Consider the following 18,748-nt stretch of genomic DNA (forward strand, 5'->3'; position numbering starts at 1 on the left):
CGCTTACAACCTCATCACCGGATTCAATCGCGGACATGCCACCGTCTTTCATCAGCTTCTTCCAACGGAACAACAGACTTGCTGATATACCATGATCCTCGCACCGGTGAACCACATTAATTCGACAATCAGCCGGTGCTTGGGGTGCGACTCGCTTTCAAAAGACCTGGCACTTCGGGTTTGCGCAGATACTTGGGCACGGTGTCCAGGCTTTCGACCAGCATCTGGCGCTTGGAGATGAGCCGGTCCCAGTCGATCTCCACCCGCTGGATCGCGCTCTGTGAAATGACGATGCGCTGATGATAGATTTTGACATTTTCCGTCCATGGAACTGTCGATTAACAGATGGCCTTAAGGGCACGGCGAAGCGCCCTCTTCCGACCCTGTCAGTATGGCAAGTGTTTGGCAAACAGCAAGAAATGGCGCTTGGTTGACGAACTATGGGGAAGCGTCAAAGTAAATTCCTAAGGCAATTAGAAATCAAAGACAACCGAGATCATTGACGCTTGCGAGCTCGTGTCTGGGCTTGTCTGAAAGCGCATCTCAAAGAATGGACTTGTCTAGCAACCAACGGTTTCAAACACTGGCTCTCGTTCTCCAGCAGTTCCAAGCGGCGGAGAAGCAACTGCGGGCAGGTTAAGGTTAGTTGGTCAGTGCCTCATAGATTGCCTTGCTCGCCTCTCTGGCTTTGAGATGGGGTCGAACATCGTGTCTTTCGTCACCATCTTGGTATTCAACAGTGCTGTAGTTCGCAATACCTGAGAAACCGATAGTTCGTTCTGTTAACGAGTCACCCAATGTAACCACATCTTCAACGTCGTGTATGTTGATCCATCTTTCGACGGGGGGCTGAGTGAACTCGAGATTCTTCCGATCAAGGCTTTTTTGCATAAATTTCAGGCTCAGCGGAGAGCCTAACGTAATAAAGAGCGGAACCTTCGCGCTCTGCGCCGTAGGGTTCAAAAGCATACGATAGCCAATGACAGTTCCAAGGGAATGAGTAATTAATATAATCGGTTCATCACTGAGGTTTTCGATGGGCTCCATTGGGTCTGAAATACCACTGATCAACTCCATAATCTGTCGCTCGATCCCATTTCGCAAACCTCGATGATCGCAATAAACGGCGGCTTGCTCGAGGTATTTGCGAGTCAGATTTTTTGAAACCTCCGGCGGTAACATACGTTCCAGCATACCACCTAACTTTATCAAATTACGGCGGATTAGCCCCTGAACTAGAACCTCGTCGGGCGGGAGCGTGATTCCTTGGCCTGACGCATACTCTTGCAATAAGCCGATTCCATTACCAGAACTCTCCAATTCCCCATGCGCTAGCGTGACTAGATTGTCGAGATCGAATTTAGGCAGCTCTTGATTAAGAACTTCCTTAAGATAAGTAGTACCATAACATGCAGCGTAAAGCCTTTGTGCATAGTAGCCTACTGTTATTTTCGGTGGATTGGGTATTGCTCCAAAATTGTGTTGACGCCATCCCTCCACTAAAAAGCTCCACCAGCTCGCTTCAATATTACTTGGGAAATAATTGTGGTTATTTACCCCGTGAATGAATACGATATGCGCCATGACTATGCTCCACAGTTTAATCATTCGAGACTATATTTCTGTGCACTATTGCTGAGTTTTTGGGGCTTCCTCATATAACTCTGGAAAATTACCAAAATATTCTAACATCCACTTACTTATAATACGTATACCATATTCTTCCCTGAGAACAGTATGTGCGTCAGTTCCCGGTAAATACTTTATTTGTTGTAATGGCGAAAAAACTGGGTCAATCGGTTCGGTGAACAGAATTGACCAACCACGATTTAATATCGGAAGCTGTGTGGAAAGGGGAATATCGTGAGCCAAAAGCTTTTGGTTTTTGGCATCATACCTGATCGGAATCCGTGCCAAAAGAGCGAGGTCTATCGCTACCTTGTCAGTCCTAGCGGCGAGATCGAGGAAAAGTTCTTTAATTGTTCTTCTTTTACCACTTGCTTCGTAAAGATAGGCAAGCGACAAGGGAGCCAAAGGATCTTCATAAAGACGATCCCTGGCTTGCTCAACTAAAACTTTCAGTGTGTCGAAATCACTATTACCAGCGGTAAGCTCGTGGAGGAGCAAGCCCCCACTTTCCTGAATCCGTGTTATGTTTAAGTGATTTGAAGGGAGCAGCTTCAAGGAGAACTCACTATGAAAGTCGTCAATTCGGCCGGCGGAAACCATGGTTTCGAATCCCGAAAATTCGGGTACCAGAACAGCACCACTCTCATACTGGACAAATTTTATTCCTGGCCGATTGACATCGTGGAATACCTCGACTTGATAGCGAGTCTTGAAGGGGTTAGGGAGCCCGGAGGACACATTCTTGAGAATTGTCTCTAAGTCAGATGATATCTGATCGATGCTGCTATCTAGTAGCGAAAAATGCCCTACATCGCTTGTTTCTGGCGCTATAGGGCGAGATGGTTGCTCGGCTTTAGCAGTGGGACCGGGAGTTGTCTGGGAGCCAATTGGGGTTTTCTCTTTAGCCCTTGTCAAAGGATCAGTCTCTTGACGATAGATGCATCCTGGATGATCTACGTCAGGGATCATCCAGGGTACAGCATTCCCGTTTAATTTAGAGACTAAATTATCGAACCTAGGTTCAATATATGTTCTTAGAGATCGATTGGTAACGGTTGGCTGGCCTTCATAGATTGATACCATTTTATCCAATGCCTCCTGAGGGATTGGCGAATCCAGAATCGCCCTCCTGACGACCTGTGAGAAAACTGGGCCGTCACCATTGGCCAACGTGGTTGAACCTCTTGAAGATGCAAAAAACATATCGGTGCGGATGTTTCGAGGAGGTGTCGAATTCAATGGGTCAGGGAATACTGGGGAACTCCCACCTTGAATGTCCCTTGGTTCGGCACAAGCATCCCCAAACAACCTAATATGTTCAGGTTGATATTTTTCTACGATTTCTTTCATGGACATGACATCAAGTCGATCTTGCCATGTATTTTCGCCATTATTCAGTATCCAGAATTGCTCGTATCGTCCCCTGCTATATCCGTGGCCACAGAAATATATAAAAATACATCTTCGGTTATGTAGCCCATTACTTTCGTTGGGGAAGGTTTTATTCCTAAAATTCTTTTTCTCAATATATTTCGTGATTCCGGGGCCGCTTAAAGGCTTATTCTTGTCGGAAAAAAGCCATGTTTCAAAATTCTGGCGCCGTGCCCACACTACCAAGTCTTGCATGTACCGATAGGTTTTGTCCGGTAGTTCTGGAAGGTCTCTTGGCTTTGCTGCGACGATGCCGATAAAGAGATCTCGCATGATATGACCTCGAATTAAGAGGACAGATCTAAAGCTCAAAAATTCTCTGTCCCATGACCGATTTAGTCAAAGGTGAACTCGGCTTGTAATTAGGCGTTAGACGCCCCCTTACGAATTTTATATCAACGTGTTAGTTAAGCACGAACTAGGCCGAAAATAAATTATCCTTTTATTTCAGCTTTTTATCCTGTTGATCTAGATGGATCATGTTCTGTCTGTAAAATATACTGACAACCTTGAGCTTAATTCTTGACCCCTTGAGCACCCGAATGGACTTCGCCCGGTGTAGCCGACACGCCTAGCCTATGATTACAGCATAGGAGGAAGTGCCATGAGCAACCAACGCTACACCCCAGAATTCAAGGACGAAGCGGTCCGACAAGTGTAACTATCCCTGTTTCAGTTGCACCGTTAATTAGAGTTTTCTTGACCCTGAGCCCGTATTAGGTCCATCCAGAATTGGGAGAATTCGGCTGCTGCCCGGGTGCCGGTAATGGTCACGACGAGCAGCTATAGTGTGACGCCCCCCCAACGTCAAAGAGCTCCGGCGGCTTTAGCCTGTAGTACTTCTTCTCTACGTCCTCAGATTGCTCGGCGTATGGCTGCGTCATCACGTCCTGCAGTTCTCGCAGCAAAGCGTAGTTACCCGCTGCCGCTTGCTGATAAGCAGGCACCACGAACCAGTCCCTCAAGCTGTACTTCGGGTTGACGAGCTTCATCTGACTGGAAAGCTCCTCACGCGCGCCAGGTCGCGTGAGCGAATGCCAATGTGTGAGCCACGCTGACCAGCGCTTGTCCAGCCCTTCGGTGTCGGCAGCGTAGGTTGGGCCCTTGTAGAAACTCTTCTTGAGTGCCTCGATGTCCTCTGGCAAGTATGAGAGTTCCCGGAAGAACAGGGTGTAATCAACAGGCGTTTGCAGCATCAGCGTTGCCAGCTCGCGAAACAAATCCGCATCGAAAGCGTCGAGTCCTAGTTTGGCGGCCCACATTTTTTCCATTTGCGCCTGTATCACTTTCGGGAAATCACTTTGAATGTCCTCTAGTTGTCGAAGACAGTCCGCATGGCCTGCCACCAGTGGCCGCATCGCCGAACAAAATGAGTAGAAATTGCGTTCGGCCGCCGCTGGCTGGTTGAGAAACGCGAAGTGATGCCCACCACCCGTCCATGGTTGGTAATGCGGATCAAATACATCACAGAATCCGAATGGTCCATAATCCAGCGTGAAACCGCCCGCCGCGCAGTTGTCGCTGTTGAAGTTGCCCTGGCAGTAGCCAACTCGGATCCAGTTAGCAACAAGCGACGTCAGTCGGCTGCGGAACTCGTCTGCAAGCAACACCACTTTTTTGGCGGTGACCAGTGACTGGTCGATAACGTCGCTGTACTCACGATCGATCAGGTGCAAGACAATCTTCTCGAGCTCCTCCATCGCCTGTGGGTGTTCCTGCTTGCGGGCGCGACGACTAAAGAGCTCAAGCTGCCCCACCCGAATGAACGATGGCGCGACCCGCGTAGAGATTGCAACTGGCTCGGAGATAAGCACGTCAGGATCGATTGAACGTGAGCCCTCCGAATACCATGGGCGCCTGACTTTCTCGGTTTTCGACACGTACAGACTCAGAGACCTTGACGTGGGCACGCCGAGCGCATGCATGTGCTCCTGAGCCAGGAACTCCCGTACACTAGACCGTAAAACGGCCCGGCCGTCCGCGCCTCGGCAGTAGGGCGTGCGCCCTGCCCCTTTCAGCTGCATTTCCCAGCGCTGGCCGTTGATGACGGCCTCAAGCACTGAAATCGCGCGACCGTCGCCGTAGCCGTTGCCGGTATGAAACGGGCATTGCTGATAGAACTCAGTGCCGTATATGGAAAGTGCGTAGCCACAGGCCCACCCGACGTTGCGCAGAGGCGCCGGAACCCGGGATAGGTCGCCGGAGAACATGCGAACAAAGTCATCTGACCGGGCTATGGTGTCGGCGAAACCCAGTTCGTGAAACAGGGCTTTCCCATGCGCGACGTATTCGGGGTCTTCGATTGGTGTGGGTCTGACCGGAACATAGTGGCCGGAAAAGACTTGGCGTGGCGAATGGTCAACTCCGTCTGCTTTCGCCTCGGGATCGCAGTTGAGCGTATCCATGAGCGAATAGTCTGCCAACGCTGAGAGATCGTCGAGGGTGGCGACCGTTATGGGCGTGTCCTGGTGAGGTCGCTTATTCATAGGGGCTCCTCTTGCGTTGGTTGGATTATGGCCAACAGGACGAATTTAGCACTTTGCAGTAAGTTACTGATACATCCTCACCGAGGTTTAGTCCTTTCTGTGGTCGTCCACTGACATCCGGATCGCTCCAATAAAATCGTTGATTTTCAGCCCGGTTAATGGAAGCCTATCCATTAGCCTGCGTTTTATCCCTCTGCAGTGACTGCCTCAATAACAAAATTATAAGGTCAGTGATGTTTATGGCCACACTCGCCAACCCCTTGTCGGGGCGTGCGGGCGGCAAGATCGTCCGACTCGTCATTGTGCTTCTGCTAGTGGCTGCCACCCTCTTCTGGACCGGTCGCTGGGTGCATTATCGGCTCACACACGTACATGTCACCGACGCCCGCATCAAGACGGACATGGTCTCAGTGGCTGCCCGTCTGGCCGGGCGTGTTCTCGAGATGCCGGTTACCGAAGGGGATAGCCTCACCCAGGGTCAGTTGTTACTGGGACTGGACAGTGCCCAGGCAGAGCAGGATCTGCGGGTGATTGAAGCCAGCCAGGTGACGCTGCAGGCCGAGCGTGGCCGGTTGGAAGCGGAACTGGCGCTGGCCGAAGCGGTGGATGCGAGCCGCATCACGATCGCCCGCCGGGCCCTGCAGGCTGCGGAAGTGGAGTGGGAGAAGCGCCAGCTGGATCTGGACAAGGCCCGTGCCGACCTTGGCCGCCTGAAGGGCATGGCCAGCAATAACATGGTGTCTGCCCAGCAACTGGCGGATGCCCAGTACCTGGTCGACAGCGCAGAGACGGAACTACGCTCAGCAAGCGCCGGCCAGAGCTCTGCCGAGGCCGCTCTCGCGGAAGCTGAGGCCCAGGCCCTGAAACAGCAGGTTTTGAAGCAGGAACTGGCGTCCCTGAATGCACGGCTGAGTGAAGTAGCTGCCCGCCGCCAGCGGCTGGCGCTGGATGTGGCTGATCACCGTGTGAGCAGTCCCCTGACCGGCGTGGTGGCCCGGACCTTTGTAGAGCCGGGCGAGTATGTGCAGGCAGGCCAGAACCTGATGATGGTGTACAACCCGGACACGCTCTGGATCGAGACCAACGTCAAGGAAACCACCTTTGCCCGGGTACGAACAGGCCAGGCCGTGCGCATCCGGGTGGACGCCTTCTCAGGTGAGCGGTTCAGTGGCCGGGTCGAGCGCGTTGGCGCCGCAGCCACCAGCGAGTTCGCCCTGTTGCCAAGCCCCAACCCCAGCGGAAATTTCACCAAGACCACGCAAAGGATTCCGGTACGAATCCACTTTGACGAGCCGGATCCGCGCCTGCGCCCCGGCATGATGGTCGAGGTGGGTATCCATGTCGCAGACGACTGAGGACCTGTTTCACCGTTACGGTCCCGCCTATAAATGGCTGGGCACCGTCACGGTGATGCTCGGCACCCTCTCCATGACCCTGGCCACCACCATTGTCAACGTGGCCATTCCCGACATCATGGGCTATTTCGGCATTGCCCAGACGGAAGCACAGTGGCTATCCACCGGCTTTCTGGCCGCCATGGCGGCGTTCATGCTGGTCAGCGCATGGGCTCTGCAGGCGTTCGGCATGAAGGCGGCCTACATTGGTTGCCTGGTGGTGTTCATGCTGGCCTCAGTGCTGGGTGGCGTCGCCCCGAACGAGGACCTGGTGATTCTGTCCCGGGTGTTGCAGGGCGCCATGGCCGGAGTTATCCAGCCCCTGGCCATGACCATTATTTTCCAGGTATTCCCGGAGAAACAGCGGGGGCTGGGCATGGGGATCTACGGCCTGGGGGTAATTCTAGGCCCTGCCCTTGGTCCTGCTGTCGGTGGGGTACTGGTGGACTGGATCAGCTGGCGGGCCGTGTTCTTCATGCCTTTGCCCACCTGTTTGATGGCCATCGGTTTTGCCCTGTACTTTGCGCCGGACAAGACCGAGGGCAGCCCGTCGTCCCGTTTCGACTGGATCGGTTTCGGGTTTCTGTGCCTGTTTCTGGTCAGCCTGCTGTGGACCCTGTCCAATGGCCAGCGGGAAGACTGGCGGTCCCTGCTCATCGTGGGCACCGGCCTGTTTGCGCTGCTAATGGCAGTGGCGTTCATCGCCTGGGAGCTCCTGACCCCCAAACCCCTGCTGAACCTGCGGATCTTCGCCATTCCCGGGTTTGCCGCCGGTTGCGCCATCAGCTTCTGCTACGGGGCCGGCCTGTTCGGCTCCACCTACCTCATTCCGCTGTTTGTGCAGCAGATCCAGGGCTTTACCGCCACGGCGGCGGGCCTGTTGCTGATGCCGGCAGGACTGGCCATGGCGTTGATCTTCCCGGTGGCCGGTTATATGGCGGACCGTTACCCCGCGCCGGCGGTGATAACCCTGGGCACCGTGATGCTGGCGGGTTCCAGTTACATGATGGGCTTGATGGATGTGTATACCCTGCCGTGGCTGATCGTGCTCTCGGCAACCATCGGCCGCCTGGGGCTGGGCTTCGGCATGCCGGCCATCGGCACCGGCTCCCTGCGGGCACTGGATTACAGCCTGGTCAGCCAGGGCTCTGGTGCTGCTAACTTCTCCCGTCAGATCGGTGGTGCTATCGGCGTCAACCTGCTGTCGGTCACGCTCGACTGGCGCACCATGCAGCACGCCCGGGTGATCACCGATACCCAGACCGCCGCCAATGCGCTTACCGGGGAGCTACTGGCCCGGTTCCAGAGCATGGCCCCGGCTGCCGGGCTGACGCCGGATCAGCTGGGGCCAGCATCCCTTGGCTTTCTGCGCCAGGCCATCTATTTTCAGGCCTCGGTCAGGGGCTTTCAGGACAGCTTTCTGATCCTGACGGGGGTCTTTGTACTGACCCTGATCCCGGTCTGGGTTATGTGGCGGTACACAAGGGTGAGCAAGGCGGAACCGCAGGCTTGAAAAGGCTTAGTGGCGTGGTCGAAGCATCCCCAACGGTCTCGGAATGGTTAACGTAGTTCTCAGGTAATTTGCCAGGCGCAACCGTACGGCTTCAGTCACGTGGTGGCTGGGTTATTCCCAGACGTTTGTTGACGGTGTCCCGAATCTCCCGGTAGCGATCAGGATTGTTGGCCAGGTTCGCGAGATTATCCTCGGGGAAGATTTCCTTTTTCTTTTTCTCGGCCGTTTCATTGGAGAAAATGTCAGGCAGCATTTCCTCCAGGCAGCGCAGCATGACCTCGGGAGAAACCGATGCCCCGGGTGATGCCCCGAGGATCGTTCCGTAGGTCTTGTCGCTTGATACGAGTATTTCGGTGCCCATCTGCAAATCACCGTCCCTGATAATCTGCACCCGCTGGCCCGCTTCAACCGGCTTCCAGTTAAACTTTTTGCTCATGCCAGGGGCAAAGCTGTCCAGCTCCTCGAACATACTTTTTTCACCCTTGAAGGTCTCGGAGACCAGGTACTTGACCAGGGGGAAATGCTCCATGGCGACATTCAGCAGGCCCGGAACGTCGTGGAGCCGCATCGACCGGAGGTAATCCAGAAATCCACGGCCTTTCTCCAGGACCGGTTTGAACGATGCAAAAGGGCCAAAAAGCAGGTAGTACTGGCCATTTGCGACCCGTAAATCCAGGTGCGGCACCGACATGGGAGGTGCGCCGACCTTCGCTTTGCCATAGGTCTTGGCACGGTACTGGTCGGCCTGTTCCGGGCTGATAGGCGCCTGCAGGAAGCGCCCGCCCACAGGGAAGCCGGTGAACCGTTTCGCGAATGGCAAGTGGCTCTTTTTCAGGATCGGGAATGCGCCCCCGCCAGCACCTACAAACAGAACATCCGCCTTGTACTGCGTGGCAACGTCCCGGCTTTGTGTTTCCACAAGCCAGCTTCCCGAGGGGCTGCGGTGTACACGCTTGACATGGGTACCGTACTGGATCTTCACACCCAGGTTGTTCACCGCATGCTCGGCCATCTGCTCTGTCAGTGCGCCGAAGTTTACGTCTGTACCTGTATCGACGATGGTCGCCGCCATTTTCTCCTGGCGTGGCCGTTCGTCCATGGTGTATGGAATCCAGCTCTTTATCTCATCGAAATCTTCCGAGTACCGCATATGCTCGAAAAAGTGATGAGCGGCCATTTCCTTGAATCTCAGGCGCAGTTCTTCAATGGCTGACTCGGAAACAATGGTGCAGTGCCTGGTCTGATTGATGAAGGATCCAGGGTCCTTGATGGCGCCCTTCTCTACCAGGTAAGCCCAGAACTGTTTGGCCACATTGAACTGGGCATGGATCTTCAGGGCTTTTTCGACCGAGATAACCTCTTCATCGACCGGGGTATAATTCAGCTCACAATTCGCTTCATGACCTGTACCGGCGTTGTTGAATACCCAGGAGTTGCCCGCACCGGCACGGTCCAGTCTCTCCAGTATGGTGACATCCAGCTCTGGCGCCAGCTCTTTTGCCAGCGTGGCAAAGGTGGTCCCCATAATGCCCGCGCCGATGATGATCAGTTTCATATAGCCAGCTCTACCGTGTCGGTTATTTGATATCAGAGATTACTAGCTTGCCGGAGCGGCTACCAGGTAATGCACACTGAACAAACCTTTATCGTCCACCCAAACCCGTCGTCCCGTATAACCGGCGCGGGCTGCGAGTTGCTGGAAGCCTGGCACGGAGTACTTGTAGGAGTTCTCGGTGTGAATGGATTCGCCCTCGCGGAAACGGATGGTTTCGTGGTTGAACTTGAGTACCTGGGCTACCCGGCTTACCAGGTGCATCTCGATCCGTGATTGCCGTGGATCAAAAAACGCGTGGTGCCGGAACCGTTTGCGGTCAATCTCCAGTCCCAGCTCCCGCCGCAGCCGGTCCAGCAGGTTCAGGTTGAATTCTGCGGTCACCCCTGCGCGGTCGTTATAAGCTGCCTCCAGGATAGTCTGGTCCTTCACCAGGTCGACACCGATCAACAGGCCGCTGCCCGGTGGCAGGAGTCGGTGCAGTCCCCTTAAAAAGCGCTCAGCCTCCTGTGGTGTGAAATTGCCGATACTGGATCCCGGGAAAAAGCCCACCAGCCGACTCGGCTCAATGGACTCTGGCAGGTCCACCGGCTGTGTGAAGTCTGCGCAGGCGGCGTGCACTTCCAGCCAGGGATAGTCTGCCGCCAACCGCCGTGTACTATTGATCAGAAAATCCCGGGAAATGTCGATTCCCAGATAGCGGTCCACCGACAGGCATTCCAGCAATAACCGCACTTTCCGGCTGGCGCCGCTGCCAAACTCCACCAGGGTTGCGCCGGGGCCTGCCAGGTTGGCAATTTCCGGTACCACCCTGGCCAGGATCGCCTCCTCCGTCCGGGTCGGATAATATTCCGGTAGTTCACATATTTTCTCGAAAAGCTCTGAACCCTTATGATCATAAAGGAATTTTGGTGAGCAATACTTTGGCTGGAAAGTAAGCCCCGAAAGCACTTCCTGCGCCATGGTGGGTGCATGGTCTTCCGGTAGCTGATTGTGGAACTGAACGGTTGCGGTACTCACTGGCGTGCCTCCCTGGCGAGTCTGAATCCTGAAAAAGCCCAGCGGGCTGAAGGTGGAAAGAAATTCCGGTAGGTAGGACGAATATGGCTGGCCGGAGTCGCGCAACATCCGCCCCGCAACACCATCTGCCCGGACATGAACTTGCCGTTGTATTCCCCAAGGCTGCCGGACAGGGCCCGGAAGCCCGGATACGGCCGGTAGGCACTTCCCGTCCACTCCCACACGTCTCCGAGCAGTTGCCCCGGGCGTCGTTTGTCGAAGTCGTGGCGAACCCGTGTGCCGACGGGCTGCAGGTAACCGCTGTCCAGGAAGTTTCCGTGCCGGTTTGGGGTGTGGGTCGCTGCATGTTCCCATTCGGCCTCGGTTGGCAGCCGCTCCCCGGCCCAACGGGCAAAGGCATCGGCTTCGTAGAAGCTGACATGGCAGACTGGCGCGTCGGGATCAATCGGACACCAGCCCCGCAGGGTATAGTGCCACCATTGCGTCCCCTCCTGGCGCCAGTAAAGGGGTGCTTCCCAGCCCTCTTGCCTTGCGAGATTCCATCCGTCTGACAGCCAAAGGGCCGGATCCCGGTAACCGCCCTGCTCTATAAAATGCACAAACTCCTGGTTTGTCACCGGCCGAGTGGCGAGTTCAAATGGTTCAAGGTACTGCCTGTGGGCCGGCTGTTCGTTATCGAAGGAAAACTCCTCACCGTCAGGCTCGACGCCAACCGACACCACACCCCCTTCGTACGGGTACCAGCCCATCGCCACAGGGTGCCGGGGCGGCGGAGTCTGCAAACGGTTGGTATAGGCCGGGCGCAGCGGGTTTTGCGCAAGGATGTGCTTGATGTCCATAACCAGCAGCTCCTGGTGCTGCTGCTCATGGTGGATGCCCAGGCAGGCGCGCTCCGCAATCGTTCGGCTGTGTTCGGCTGGTGGATTGCTCAGCAAAAGTCCCATGGCCTCGTCGACGTAATGCCGGTAGCGATAGATCTCGGCCACCGTGGGCCGCGACAGAATCCCCCGCCGAGGCCTGGGGAACGGGTCGCCGTGGGTTTCATAGTAGGAATTGAAAAGATGGTCGTAAGCGTCGTTCAGGGGCACATACCCCCTCAGGTAGGGCTTGAGCAGGAATGTCTCGAAAAACCAGGTAACGTGTGCCAGGTGCCACTTGGGTGGGCTTACATCGTCCATGCTCTGGATGACATAGTCTTCGGTTTCCAGGGGGCTGCACAGTTGTTCCGTCACAGCCCGGACGTCCCTGAAAGGTTGAAGCCAGTCTTCTGGCGCGTTTGGTTCCTCGACCGGAACCGGGTATAACGGTTCTGCTTGTGCCATGGCATCGCTCTCGTTGGGGGGTTACTGTTGAGCGTTTCTTCGGGAATTACCCCGTAGCCATTGCCTGGCTAACCGCCGGAGCCCTGTTCATGCCCTTGAACCAGCCAGCGGAAGTGACCGGTTATGTGGGTCTTAATCAGTAAAGGACGCTGGTCAAGGGTTGGTCAAGTTGCCTCTCGTCCATGTTTCGGGTTGCTGCTTGCGACCGGAAAACGGGTTTCGGGGCATCTTTGACAAATCGCTAATAACCCCGAGCGCTTGATACAGTGTAGGATGCATTCATAAACTTCGACTTTGACATCATTTTGCAATCCCGGGAAACGTCACGCATGCCATACGCTCGAATTACCGGCACAGGGTCCTACCTGCCGGACAATGTCCTGACCAACAAAGACATGGAAAAAATGGTGGATACCACCGACCAGTGGATCAGGGAGCGTACCGGCATATCACAGCGCCATGTGGCTGAACCGGGGCAGACCACGGTTGACCTGGCCGAAGTCGCTGCCCGTCGGGCTGCAGAAGCCGCCGGTATCGAGCTGCAGGACATCGACCTGATCGTGTTTGCAACCTCTACCCCTGACAAGATTTTCCCCAGTTGTGCCTGCATTCTGCAGGCCCGGCTGGGTATTCAGGGGTGCCCGGCCTTTGATATCCAGGCTGTGTGCAGCGGGTTTGTCTACGCCCTGTCGGTGGCTGACAAATTCGTTCGCACCGGCAGCAGCCGCAAGGCGTTGGTGGTTGGCGCCGAGGTGTTTTCCCGCATTGTTAACTGGGAAGATCGCGGCACGTGCGTGCTTTTTGGTGACGGGGCCGGGGCGGTCATACTCGAAGCGGACGAGGAGACCGGTATTCTCTCAACCCATATCCACGCTGACGGCCAGTATGAAGAACTGCTGCACGTTCCCTGCGGGATTGCCTCGAACTACGATCAGGTAAAGGCAGGCCAGGCCTTTATTGAAATGAAGGGCAACGAAGTGTTCAAGGTTGCCGTAAACACGCTCGGCAAGATTGTTGACGAGACCCTGGCCGCCAACCAGATGCAAAAATCCGATATTGACTGGCTGGTGCCGCACCAGGCCAACCTCCGGATCATCGCGGCCACCGCGAAGAAGCTGAATATGTCGATGGACCAGGTCGTCGTCACGGTGGATCAGCACGGCAATACCTCGGCGGCATCTATTCCGCTGGCGCTGGACGTCGCTGTCCGTGATGGTCGTATCAAGCGTAATGAAGTGGTTCTGCTGGAAGCCTTCGGTGGTGGCTTTACCTGGGGATCAGCCCTGCTGCGGTACTGATCCCCCGACTCCACTCTTACACCTGGATAACCGGCGCTAACGTAGCCGGTTGTTCAGCGTATCGACCAGTTCAGCCCAGTCTGCATCCTCCTCCCACTCTTCCTTCAGGAAGTGGCGCTGGCTTTCATTCCAAAAAGACGCATCGGGCAGCCGCGTGCCTTCAGGCAGCGGCCGATGCTCTGCAATGAATGCTTCGATGGCGTCGCTGTCACTGGGCAATCCCAGTTGCTCGAACAGTTCTGACAGTGTGTGCACCGGTTTTTCCATGGGAACCTCGTCGCTATGAAAAAGAATGTGGCCTGTACCGAGGCAGTATAGACCGATTTTTCAGCTTGTTACCCGTGACCTTGTATTAATCAACCAATCATAGGATGATTGGTTATCTGATCAAAGGATAGGTTGTTTATGAAAAATCTCAGCCCCATTCGTCGCGGATCCCTGGTGGAAACAGCCATCGACAGCCTGCGCCAGGCGATACAGCAGGGCGAGTGGCAAATTGGCCAGCGCCTGCCAGTAGAGGCTGAGCTGGCAGAATCCCTCGGTGTCAGTCGCAATACCATACGTGAAGCGGTGCGGGTTCTGGCCCATGTGGGCATGCTGGAAACCCGGCAGGGAGACGGCACCTACGTCCGTTCAACCCGAGATCCTGGCGAGTCACTGCGACGAATTGGCCGCTCCCGTCTCCGTGATCAGCTGGAAGTGCGAATCATGCTCGAAGCCGAGGCTGCGGGTCTGGCTGCCAGGCGCCGGACGGCCAGCGACATCGAACGGATGACAGAGGCATTGGACCAGCGGGCCCGGGCCGGCGATAACCTGGAACAGCGAATCGCCCACGATGAGGCGTTTCACCACACCCTGGTGGAAGCTGCCCACAACCCTGCCCTGCTGGAGCTGTACCGGTATTTTGCCCAGTCGGTAGCGGAAACCATTCAACGGACTGAGCAGGAAGCCGACCTGCCGGAACCTTCCCAGGAAGATCATGAGCTGCTGCTCGCCGCTATCCGGCAACAGAATCCTGACAAGGCCGCCGTCCTGGCCCGTGCGCTTCTCAAGCCCAGCCTTGCTGCCCTGGAGGAGCCGCAATCATGAAATTCCGCCTGGATACCTTCACGATGCTGCTGTTGGGTGCCATCGTACTGGCCACCTTCCTGCCGGTCAGGGGGAGCGCTGCTGAGACGCTGTCCGTAGCGGGTACCATCGCGGTTGCCCTGCTGTTTTTCCTTCACGGGGCTGCCCTGTCACGGCAGCAGATCATTGATGGTGCCACCCACTGGCGGCTGCACATCGTAATCACCGCCCTCACCTTTGTGTTCTTTCCCCTGGTGGTGCTTCCCATCAACGGCCTGAGCGGGATCGCCCCCCAATGGATGCCCGAAGATCTGGGGCTGGGTTTTCTCTATCTCGGGGTCCTGCCCTCGGCGGTATCGTCGTCCATCGCCTACACGGCCATGGCGCGGGGCAACGTACCCGCAGCCATATGCAGTGCAGCGGCGTCGAATGTGTTCGGCATGATGCTAACGCCGTTTTTGCTGATCCTGCTGGTCAGTACGTCGGGGGGTGGCAGCTTCTCGGTACTGCAAGCGTTGCGGGATATCGTTATTCAGTTGCTGCTGCCGTTTGCTGTCGGCCATGCCATGCGGCCCTGGCTGGGGGGATTCCTGGCGCGGCACGAAAACCTGGCGTCCCGCTACGACCAGTGTGTGATCTGGCTGATTGTGTACTCAGCCTTTTCCCACTCCGTGGTCAGCGGGCTCTGGGAAAACCTGCCGGTAACGGCCATCGGACTGACCATCGTGCTGTGCTTTGCCTTGCTGGCTTTCTTTATGTTGGTCGCGCACTTGCTCGTGCGGCGGTTCGGATTCAGCCTGGAGGATGAGGCAGCGGTGGTATTCTGCGGATCGAAGAAAAGCCTGGCTTCCGGGCTGCCCATGGCGAAGGTGCTGTTCTCCGGTCATCCGGGCTTCGGCATGATCGTGCTGCCCATCATGTGCTACAACCAGATCCAGGTGATTGTCGGCGCGATGCTGGCGCAGCGGTACCGGCGGCTTATTGACGCTGCCGGTGAACAAAGAGGGACTGCAACGCCCTGAGCCATTGGCGGGAGGGGCTCTTCAGCCCCCTCCCCCGGTCAAGGCCCCGAACAGGCTGGTCAGGATGATGATACCGACGATCCAGCCAATTACTGCGGGCCAGAAATTGGTCATCTGGGGACGCTCGGGCTGTGGATTGTCGCCCTCTTCGGATGATGGATAGCTGATTCCCTGGTAGCGCCCCGCGTCATCAAGGTTGGCATCGCCTCCCAGCTCCTGCCGGTCCAGGGCATCGGTCATGCCGTACCAGCCGAACCAGTCCCCCAGGAAGCGGGCCACTGGTGCGGGCAGGCGTGACTCTTCGGCCAGTGGTCGCAAGCTGGACTCAAGCTCTTCACCAATGGCAGCCCGCACATGCTCCTGGTCCGCTGGTGGTTCGGTCAGGATTGCTCGCCAGATAGCCACATCCTGTAGCCGGACATGGTCATTCAACATGGCGTTCACCTGTATCACGACCTCTCGTACCACCTGCTGTTCACTGGAGGACAGGGGAGCTCTGTGCGCTTCGGACTGCCAGCGCGAGGCATTGGCACCGGAGGGTTGGGACTCGCTGGCCGGGGCTGAAACCACCTCTGGCGCTGCAGCAGAAGGCACGTCATGACCAACCTCCGCCATGGCGTCGCGGAAAGCCGCCTCAAGGCGCCGGGCTTCCTCTCCCTCCGCAAACTTGCTTTGCTGCTCGAAGGCGTTGCGAATCCGCGCCGTGTCTCGGGTTGGCTCGATCCCCAGTGTTTCCCAACAGTTCATCTAATAAGGTGCTCCAGGTTGCAGGCGGCTGACTTTCCGATATGATGCCAATTCCTGAGCTAATCTTAAAATAATATTCATCTGGCTCATTCCCGGTAAGGCCACGGACAGAATGATCTACATACTCGGCAAAGCAGTACCTCCAGTAATGCCCGCTAGTATGAGCCTGGCACTGGTGGCTACCCTGTTGACCAGTCCGGCGGCCGGTGCGGATGGCACAGAGGTCCCCCCATGGCTTGCACTCGGTGAGTCAGGGACCGCAGAGGACATCTACAGCGCGGTTCCCGAGGTGTTGACCACCACCCGCCTGCGCCAGCCCAAGGCCCGGGTACCAGGTACGACGACGGTTATCTCCGGCGAAACCATCCGTGATCTCGGTATGGTCGCACTGGCTGACGTTTTCCGACTGGTTCCCGGCATGACGGTCGCTGCCGTGGGGACAAACCAGCCGACTGTCAGTTACCACGGCACCGTAGCCTATGAGCAGCGGCGCCTGCAGGTACTAATCGATGGCCGTACCGGTTACCTGCCAAGCCTGGCGGACGTGGACTGGAATGCGATGCCGGTTCCCATTGAACTGATTGACCGGATTGAAGTCAGCCGTGGGCCGAACTCGGCAGCCTATGGCAACAACGCCTTTCTGGCCTCCATCAACATCATAACCCTGTCACCGGAAAACACGGCCGGCACCGGCCTGCACGCCCAGGGCGGCGGGCCAAGCATCCGCAATTACACAGCCTATCATGGCCATGCCCGGGATAAATACAGCTGGCGGGTGGCATGGCACCGGCGGGAGTCGGACGGTTATGATTTCCAATACGACAGCGACGATGCATTTCGCAAGGTGCCCATCCGGGATGGCTTCGAGTTCAATCAGTTCTATTATGATGGTGTTCTACAGCCATCACCCTACCACTCTTTCGAATTCCGGGCCGGGGTGACAGACGGAATCGATGAGGATGATCCCCTCAAGATGGGGGGTGCCGATCTTGGCATCCAGGGCGAGCCGGACGATGAGGTGCGGGATCATTACCTGCAAGCCAGGTACGGCTATTCAGGGCTGGACAAGCACCTGATCGAATTCCAGACCAGTTACCAGAGGTACAATCGCGACAAGGACTGGACCAGCTGTATCCAGCTGGATGGCGTCCCCTTGCCCCTGTGTACGAGTCTCAATGAGGACCTCCAGCAACAACGCCTGGAGTTTGAGTTGCAGGACACCTGGGAGTTGAATCCGGACCTGCGACTGGTGAGTGGCCTGGGGTACCGGGAGGATGGCTACGAGTCCGAAACCTTCTTCGGTGGCAGCGGCGAGATCTATCAGTCCCGCCTGTTTGCCAACCTCGAATACACCCCTGTGTACTGGCTCACGTTTAATGCCGGAGCGAACTACGAGCACACTTCCCTGCTGGACGACAACTTCCTGTCACCCCGCCTGGCCGCAAACCTTCACCTGACCGAGAACCAGACACTCCGTTTTGTTTATTCACGGGCCGTTCGCACACCCGACGCACTGGAACAGCGCGCCAACTGGGCCTATACACCGGAAAACGTCTCACCATCTGTTTACCAGGACCTGGAAGGTCAGAGAATTGATGCCGAATACGACGCATCCAGCCCCGTGGACTTTTCCGGATACTATGCCGAGGCAACCGGCGACCTGGACGAGGAGAGGATCACCAGCCGGGAAATCAGCTACTATGGCCAGTTCCGGCTGGGACATGGCGTTCTTTCCACTGAAGTGCGTTACTTCTATGACGAGCTTCGCGACCTGGTTGCCGGGATCATCAATGTGGAAGACTTTGACCTGGGTAACCGTGTTGCCATTGACCAGCAAGGCATCGAGCTGGAAACCGCCCTTGACCTGGGTGATACAAGGCTCCGCCTGGCCTACGGTTACATGGACCAGGAAGGCCGTTACACGGCCAACGATGGCTTGTCGGTTGAAGAACAGCAGGAAACCCTGGCCCGAGAAGCCCGACTCTCCGTTCGCCATACAGGCAGTGTGTCCTGGATACAGCGCTACCCGGAGGACTGGAGTTCAGCGCTTGCCTGGTACGTCGCCGACGAGTTCCGCAGCGGGCCTTATCAGAGGGCGGACCTGCGGGTTGCAAAATCAGTCCACGGACCCCGAGTGAGCTACGATATAGCGGTGATCGTCCAGCATTACCTCAATGACAACCCGTTGTTAAGCCGCGACAACAATTACACGGACCGAAACCAGTTTTTCCTTGAGGCAGGCGTCAGGTTCTGACGCACCCGGTCG

General features: G+C 56.4%; 15 protein-coding genes. 6 read left to right on the forward strand and 9 right to left on the reverse strand.

Annotated elements, in window-relative coordinates:
- From BM036_RS19925 to BM036_RS14495, 4 genes are all read right to left on the reverse strand, one after another.
- A partial coding sequence (locus tag BM036_RS19925) for a transposase (protein ID WP_425434101.1) occupies positions 1 to 121 on the reverse strand: 121 nt, incomplete at its 3' end.
- 521 nt (positions 122 to 642) lie between these two features.
- Positions 643 to 1,584, reverse strand: a complete 942-nt coding sequence (locus tag BM036_RS14480; protein WP_143066617.1) for a hypothetical protein — start codon at positions 1,582 to 1,584, stop codon at positions 643 to 645.
- A 45-nt stretch (positions 1,585 to 1,629) separates the two neighbouring features.
- Complete coding sequence (locus tag BM036_RS19930) at positions 1,630 to 3,333, reverse strand: hypothetical protein (RefSeq protein WP_143066618.1); 1,704 nt, start codon at positions 3,331 to 3,333, stop codon at positions 1,630 to 1,632.
- Between the two features lie 497 nt (positions 3,334 to 3,830).
- The gene (locus BM036_RS14495) at positions 3,831 to 5,546 is read right to left on the reverse strand and encodes a protein adenylyltransferase SelO (protein ID WP_091853637.1); all 1,716 of its coding nucleotides are present in this window, start codon (positions 5,544 to 5,546) and stop codon (positions 3,831 to 3,833) included.
- Positions 5,547 to 5,785: 239 nt separating this feature from the next.
- Between BM036_RS14495 and BM036_RS14500 the strand changes: the two genes are divergently transcribed.
- Both BM036_RS14500 and BM036_RS14505 read left to right on the forward strand, forming a co-directional pair.
- Positions 5,786 to 6,901 (forward strand): HlyD family secretion protein, encoded by a 1,116-nt coding sequence (locus BM036_RS14500; RefSeq protein WP_177186069.1) that lies wholly within the window; start codon positions 5,786 to 5,788, stop codon positions 6,899 to 6,901.
- A complete protein-coding gene (locus BM036_RS14505) occupies positions 6,885 to 8,453 on the forward strand; it encodes a DHA2 family efflux MFS transporter permease subunit (RefSeq protein WP_091853641.1) in 1,569 nt (522 codons plus the stop codon). The genes BM036_RS14500 and BM036_RS14505 overlap by 17 nt, the downstream gene beginning before the upstream one ends.
- A gap of 91 nt (positions 8,454 to 8,544) precedes the next feature.
- Here the strand turns inward: BM036_RS14505 and BM036_RS14510 are convergent, their stop codons facing one another.
- Genes BM036_RS14510 through egtB form a run of 3 tightly spaced genes read right to left on the reverse strand, consistent with a single transcriptional unit; the run spans position 8,545 to position 12,347 of the window.
- Positions 8,545 to 10,008: a malate:quinone oxidoreductase gene (locus tag BM036_RS14510; RefSeq protein WP_091853643.1), complete on the reverse strand. Its 1,464-nt coding sequence runs from the start codon at positions 10,006 to 10,008 to the stop codon at positions 8,545 to 8,547.
- A 42-nt stretch (positions 10,009 to 10,050) separates the two neighbouring features.
- Entirely contained in the window at positions 10,051 to 10,968 is a 918-nt protein-coding gene (gene egtD, locus BM036_RS14515; protein ID WP_091853728.1) for an L-histidine N(alpha)-methyltransferase, read from the reverse strand.
- A gap of 53 nt (positions 10,969 to 11,021) precedes the next feature.
- On the reverse strand, positions 11,022 to 12,347 hold the full coding sequence (gene egtB / locus BM036_RS14520; protein WP_091853645.1) for an ergothioneine biosynthesis protein EgtB: 1,326 nt from the start codon (positions 12,345 to 12,347) through the stop codon (positions 11,022 to 11,024).
- A 329-nt stretch (positions 12,348 to 12,676) separates the two neighbouring features.
- Here egtB and BM036_RS14525 point away from each other — a divergent pair, with 329 nt between their 5' ends.
- Entirely contained in the window at positions 12,677 to 13,645 is a 969-nt protein-coding gene (locus tag BM036_RS14525; protein WP_091853647.1) for a beta-ketoacyl-ACP synthase III, read from the forward strand.
- Positions 13,646 to 13,681: 36 nt separating this feature from the next.
- Here the strand turns inward: BM036_RS14525 and BM036_RS14530 are convergent, their stop codons facing one another.
- Complete coding sequence (locus BM036_RS14530; protein ID WP_091853649.1) at positions 13,682 to 13,912, reverse strand: DUF2789 domain-containing protein; 231 nt, start codon at positions 13,910 to 13,912, stop codon at positions 13,682 to 13,684.
- Between the two features lie 138 nt (positions 13,913 to 14,050).
- Here BM036_RS14530 and BM036_RS14535 point away from each other — a divergent pair, with 138 nt between their 5' ends.
- Complete coding sequence (locus BM036_RS14535; protein ID WP_091853651.1) at positions 14,051 to 14,734, forward strand: FadR/GntR family transcriptional regulator; 684 nt, start codon at positions 14,051 to 14,053, stop codon at positions 14,732 to 14,734.
- Positions 14,731 to 15,735 carry a bile acid:sodium symporter family protein gene (locus BM036_RS14540; RefSeq protein ID WP_091853653.1) on the forward strand — a complete coding sequence of 335 codons (1,005 nt, stop codon included), beginning with the start codon at positions 14,731 to 14,733 and terminating at the stop codon, positions 15,733 to 15,735. Before BM036_RS14535 ends, BM036_RS14540 begins: the two co-directional genes overlap by 4 nt.
- 21 nt (positions 15,736 to 15,756) lie before the next feature.
- Here BM036_RS14540 and BM036_RS14545 read toward each other — a convergent pair whose 3' ends face one another.
- Positions 15,757 to 16,482, reverse strand: coding sequence for a hypothetical protein (locus BM036_RS14545; RefSeq protein ID WP_091853655.1), 726 nt, complete (start codon positions 16,480 to 16,482; stop codon positions 15,757 to 15,759).
- Between the two features lie 148 nt (positions 16,483 to 16,630).
- On the opposite strand from BM036_RS14545, the gene BM036_RS14550 reads away from it, so the two are divergent.
- Positions 16,631 to 18,736 (forward strand): TonB-dependent receptor plug domain-containing protein, encoded by a 2,106-nt coding sequence (locus BM036_RS14550; protein WP_091853657.1) that lies wholly within the window; start codon positions 16,631 to 16,633, stop codon positions 18,734 to 18,736.
- The last annotated feature ends 12 nt before the right edge of the window (positions 18,737 to 18,748 follow it).

It is taken from the genome of Marinobacter segnicrescens (assembly GCF_900111555.1).
In the GTDB taxonomy this organism is placed as follows: Bacteria; Pseudomonadota; Gammaproteobacteria; order Pseudomonadales; family Oleiphilaceae; genus Marinobacter; species Marinobacter segnicrescens.

What these genes read in the sequence shown, in the direction of transcription:
- egtD (WP_091853728.1), bottom strand. Translation starts at nt 10,968, where the DNA reads ATGGCGCAGGAAGTGCTTTCGGGGCTTACTTTCCAGCCAAAGTATTGC.
- BM036_RS14505 (WP_091853641.1), top strand. Translation starts at nt 6,885, where the DNA reads ATGTCGCAGACGACTGAGGACCTGTTTCACCGTTACGGTCCCGCCTAT.
- BM036_RS14535 (WP_091853651.1), top strand. Translation starts at nt 14,051, where the DNA reads ATGAAAAATCTCAGCCCCATTCGTCGCGGATCCCTGGTGGAAACAGCC.
- BM036_RS14540 (WP_091853653.1), top strand. Translation starts at nt 14,731, where the DNA reads ATGAAATTCCGCCTGGATACCTTCACGATGCTGCTGTTGGGTGCCATC.
- BM036_RS14495 (WP_091853637.1), bottom strand. Translation starts at nt 5,546, where the DNA reads ATGAATAAGCGACCTCACCAGGACACGCCCATAACGGTCGCCACCCTC.
- BM036_RS14550 (WP_091853657.1), top strand. Translation starts at nt 16,631, where the DNA reads ATGCCCGCTAGTATGAGCCTGGCACTGGTGGCTACCCTGTTGACCAGT.
- BM036_RS14525 (WP_091853647.1), top strand. Translation starts at nt 12,677, where the DNA reads ATGCCATACGCTCGAATTACCGGCACAGGGTCCTACCTGCCGGACAAT.
- BM036_RS14500 (WP_177186069.1), top strand. Translation starts at nt 5,786, where the DNA reads ATGGCCACACTCGCCAACCCCTTGTCGGGGCGTGCGGGCGGCAAGATC.
- BM036_RS14545 (WP_091853655.1), bottom strand. Translation starts at nt 16,482, where the DNA reads ATGAACTGTTGGGAAACACTGGGGATCGAGCCAACCCGAGACACGGCG.
- BM036_RS14480 (WP_143066617.1), bottom strand. Translation starts at nt 1,584, where the DNA reads ATGGCGCATATCGTATTCATTCACGGGGTAAATAACCACAATTATTTC.
- egtB (WP_091853645.1), bottom strand. Translation starts at nt 12,347, where the DNA reads ATGGCACAAGCAGAACCGTTATACCCGGTTCCGGTCGAGGAACCAAAC.
- BM036_RS19930 (WP_143066618.1), bottom strand. Translation starts at nt 3,333, where the DNA reads ATGCGAGATCTCTTTATCGGCATCGTCGCAGCAAAGCCAAGAGACCTT.
- BM036_RS14510 (WP_091853643.1), bottom strand. Translation starts at nt 10,008, where the DNA reads ATGAAACTGATCATCATCGGCGCGGGCATTATGGGGACCACCTTTGCC.
- BM036_RS14530 (WP_091853649.1), bottom strand. Translation starts at nt 13,912, where the DNA reads ATGGAAAAACCGGTGCACACACTGTCAGAACTGTTCGAGCAACTGGGA.